Annotated in this window: 5 protein-coding genes; 2 read left to right on the forward strand and 3 right to left on the reverse strand. The window is 59.6% G+C overall.

Translation table 11 applies throughout. The features are described 5' to 3' along the window. From JCM12296_RS46665 to JCM12296_RS39445, 3 genes are all read right to left on the reverse strand, one after another. The coding region (locus JCM12296_RS46665) for a hypothetical protein (protein WP_246805275.1) at positions 1 to 1,125 on the reverse strand (1,125 nt) is incomplete at its 3' end. Further along, entirely contained in the window at positions 1,094 to 1,495 is a 402-nt protein-coding gene (locus tag JCM12296_RS33530) for a hypothetical protein (RefSeq protein WP_054702310.1), read from the reverse strand. The genes JCM12296_RS33530 and JCM12296_RS46665, both read right to left, overlap by 32 nt. Then, the gene (locus JCM12296_RS39445; protein ID WP_157068153.1) at positions 1,495 to 1,680 is read right to left on the reverse strand and encodes a hypothetical protein; all 186 of its coding nucleotides are present in this window, start codon (positions 1,678 to 1,680) and stop codon (positions 1,495 to 1,497) included. The genes JCM12296_RS33530 and JCM12296_RS39445 overlap by 1 nt, the downstream gene beginning before the upstream one ends. A gap of 356 nt (positions 1,681 to 2,036) precedes the next feature. Between JCM12296_RS39445 and JCM12296_RS33535 the strand changes: the two genes are divergently transcribed. Both JCM12296_RS33535 and JCM12296_RS48675 read left to right on the forward strand, forming a co-directional pair. Further along, complete coding sequence (locus JCM12296_RS33535; RefSeq protein WP_281492253.1) at positions 2,037 to 3,083, forward strand: M48 family metallopeptidase; 1,047 nt, start codon at positions 2,037 to 2,039, stop codon at positions 3,081 to 3,083. Next, entirely contained in the window at positions 3,071 to 3,319 is a 249-nt protein-coding gene (locus JCM12296_RS48675) for a M48 family metalloprotease (RefSeq protein ID WP_281492254.1), read from the forward strand. Before JCM12296_RS33535 ends, JCM12296_RS48675 begins: the two co-directional genes overlap by 13 nt. Positions 3,320 to 3,392: the final 73 nt, after the last annotated feature.

Genomic DNA, 3,392 nt, shown 5'->3' on the forward strand with positions numbered 1-3,392 from the left:
CGTTTCGTCATCGCCTGGGATCGAAAGGGGTTCCGACCGCTCTGCCGGGAAGGTCTCGACCGGGGTCTCGACCGGAGTCTCGGACCCTTCCCAGCGCACGAGAATGCGCTGCAGCACGTCACGCAATCCCGCCACTGCGGCAAAGGGGTGGTCGGTGGAAACGGCGGCGGCCGGGGACGCGGCCAACATCTCGCTTCGAACTGCGTCAAGCAGGGCTTCAAGGTCGCCCAGAAAGGCCTGTGGGTCCAGCGCGGCACCGCTTTTCAGACCGGCATGCACCAGTCGGGCACCCAAACGCAGGGCCTGTTGCCAATGGGCCTGCCAAGCAGCCGGCAAGGAGTGTTGATCGGGAATCCAGAAGATCTGTCCGGGAGCAAGGATGTCCGCCGGATCGGCCATATCCATGGAGAGGCCGTCGACCGCGTCATTGAAACGCAAGGGACCGATCCAGCGCCCAATCCGGTCGAAAACGACATCGGCGGCCTGGCGACGGTTGACCAGAAGGGCCCGAAACCAGAGGCTGCCCAGAAAATAGAAGCGCGGCGATTCAGGCGCCAACGGGGCAAACGGGGCATGCCGGGCGGTGCCGATGGCGTCCAGCACGCGCACCTTAAAGTTCCAGTACGCCGGCAGGCCCGCCCCTCCCGGATGGATGTCGACGCCGATGCCATCCAGGCCCAGGGCCATTTCAGGCATCAAAGGGTCATTCTCAACGGGGATGAACCGGCGGCATACCTGATGGAGAAAGGTGAGCTTCAGATAGAGCAGCTCCAGGAACCATCGCGCATGCCCGGCAAAGAGAAATTTCGATCCGGCCAAACCCGCCCTACCCTCCGCGGCCGTGCCCGGCCCGGCAACGTCCTCCCCGCCGATCATTCTGAGGAATGCCTCGGCGCTGCAGGTGGGTGCCGGAAGCATGAGCAGATAAAAGGGATAGAAGGCGAAGGGCCGGATGGTCGCCGTATCGGCGTCCGCCATGCCGGTGCACAGGGCGTTGTGGGGGCACCGACCGCAGGGCAGGCGATGGTTCCCGGCCTGCATGCCGCCCGCCTTCCACCAGGCGTGGATCAGCGCATTGAGGTCATGGACATACTCAGGCGATTCCGTCTTTTTTGGTTTTGACAAAAAATGCAGGAGGTCCGCCGTGGGAGGAACACGCCGGGCAATACATGAACCGCTCAACGGAATCCGAGTAGGTCCCCAACCCCCAGCGGGTCAGAAGCGCATCGTCCTGGCAAAGCGCCAGTTCCGAGCCACATTGCGGGCAAACCGGGTGAAACCAGGTATGGGCCCGCTGGCAATAAAACAGGGCCTGAAAGGGCAGGCAAACCTGGTTTTGGCCAACCTGCCCGCGCAAATACATCGCCGATGCCGGTGCGCCGGGCCGTTGCCGGTGAAAGGCGAAGGCGGCTTGCCAGGCGGCATCGATGGTCCGGTTGGTCGGCCGGGCCATGATGGCGTCAACGGAATCGTAACGGTCCCGCTGCATGATCATCAGGACATCCTTAACACGCTCGCCCGCGTCGGTCTTGATGGTGGCCCGCAGCGTCTGGGTGTAGGGACCGTTGCCAAGGCGCCGCAGGGCGGTTCGCCGTCCGCTTGTGCCAGGTCGAGGACGAACCCGTTGCGGTCCGTTTCAAGATATTTGATCAATGACAGGGTCGGTCGAGATTCGTTCACGGTCCATTTCCAGTGATCTGTTTCTCTCCCCGCAATCTTTCGGTTGTATCTGGGTGGAGGGAAAAGGTCGGTCAATTGAAGGATTATCCCGCAAAAGGCCTGCCGGAGCGCCAGAACGAAAGTACAGTTCCCGTTTGGGAATGCGGCCAGGTGGTTGGCGAATAATTTCCTGAATGTGATTTTTGTCTTTATATTTAAGCTTTTATAAATTATGTAAAAATGAACCGATTGTCAAGACAGAATACACGGAACTTTGCCCGCGCTCCTTATCGGACACCCGCGCCGGCCGCATCCCGGCCGGCCGTCATGATTAGAGGGGTTCCCGGCGATGTCAACGCCGGCAGAAAGTGATTTGCATGCTTACGACGCTAGCGTGGGGATTACCACCCAACATCTGGGGATGGGTGATCCTTTTTTTTATCGCGATACATTTTTCAATTCACCAACTGGCCGACGGCCTCAATCTCAAGGCCATGACCGATACGATCCCCCCCGCCTTTCGGGATTTTTATGAACCGCAAAAATACCGCCAGGCCCTGGCCTATCAGCGCAGCACCCTTCATTTCGGTCAAATCGTGGCCGTTGCCGATCTGCTGGCCCTGCTGGCTTTCTGGTGGGGTGGCGGTTTCGCCATGCTGGATCGCTGGACGCGGGCCTTGGCGTGGTCCCCACTGGCCACCGGACTGGTCTTCATCGGCATCGTGGTGGGGTTGAAGGCGCTTTTCCACCAGCCGTTGAATTTCTATGCCACTTTCGGGATCGAGGCGCGCTTCGGATTCAATCAAGCCACCGTGGCCATCTGGATGACGGATCGCCTCAAAGGCCTTTTGGTCGCCCTGATCCTCGGGATTCCCCTTTTGGCCGGCGTCCTGCTCTTTTTCCAGTATGCCGGGGGGGCTGCCTGGCTGTGGTGCTGGCTGCTGGTCAGCCTGTTCACCATCGGGATTCAGTTTGTGGCCCCAAAATGGATCATGCCCCTGTTCAACCGCTTCGAGCCGCTGGCGGACGGTCCGCTGAAAACCGCCATCCTGGCCTATGCCCGCTCCATCGGCTTCTCTCTGAACAATGTTCAGGTCATGGACGGGTCGCGGCGATCGGCCAAATCCAACGCCTTTTTCACCGGCTTCGGCCGCCACCGACGCATCGTCCTTTTCGATACCCTCATCAAGGGACACACCGTTGACGAGCTGGTGGCGGTGCTGGCCCACGAAATGGGCCATTACCAATTGCGCCATATCCTGAAAATGATGGTGCTGGGAATTCTCCAAACCGGCCTGGTGCTCTACCTGATGTCGCTCGTCATTCAGTCATCGGCCCTGGCGGCGGCGTTTCATGTCCCGATGCCATCGATTCACGCCGGTCTGGTTTTTTTGGTCTGCTCTATACGCCGGTGGATTTTCTGATCGGCCTTTTGGGTCAGCAGCTTTCCCGGCGGCACGAATATGCGGCCGACCGGTTCGCGGCGATCACCACCGGACGGGCACAGCCCTTGATCGACGCATTGCGAAAACTCAGCGTCCACAACCTGTCCAATTTGTATCCCCACCCGCTGTACGTTCTGCTGAACGATTCCCATCCCCCGGTACTGCAACGGATTGCCGCATTGGAGGCCATCGAAACGTCCAGAAGGGTGGTATAAAACAATGCGGTTATCTACAAAGCTCAAGTTATGGGAGGGCTTGAACGCGTCCAAAAACATTTCAAGATCAGTG

Source organism: Desulfosarcina cetonica JCM 12296, assembly GCF_001311845.1.
In the GTDB taxonomy this organism is placed as follows: domain Bacteria; phylum Desulfobacterota; class Desulfobacteria; order Desulfobacterales; family Desulfosarcinaceae; genus Desulfosarcina; species Desulfosarcina cetonica.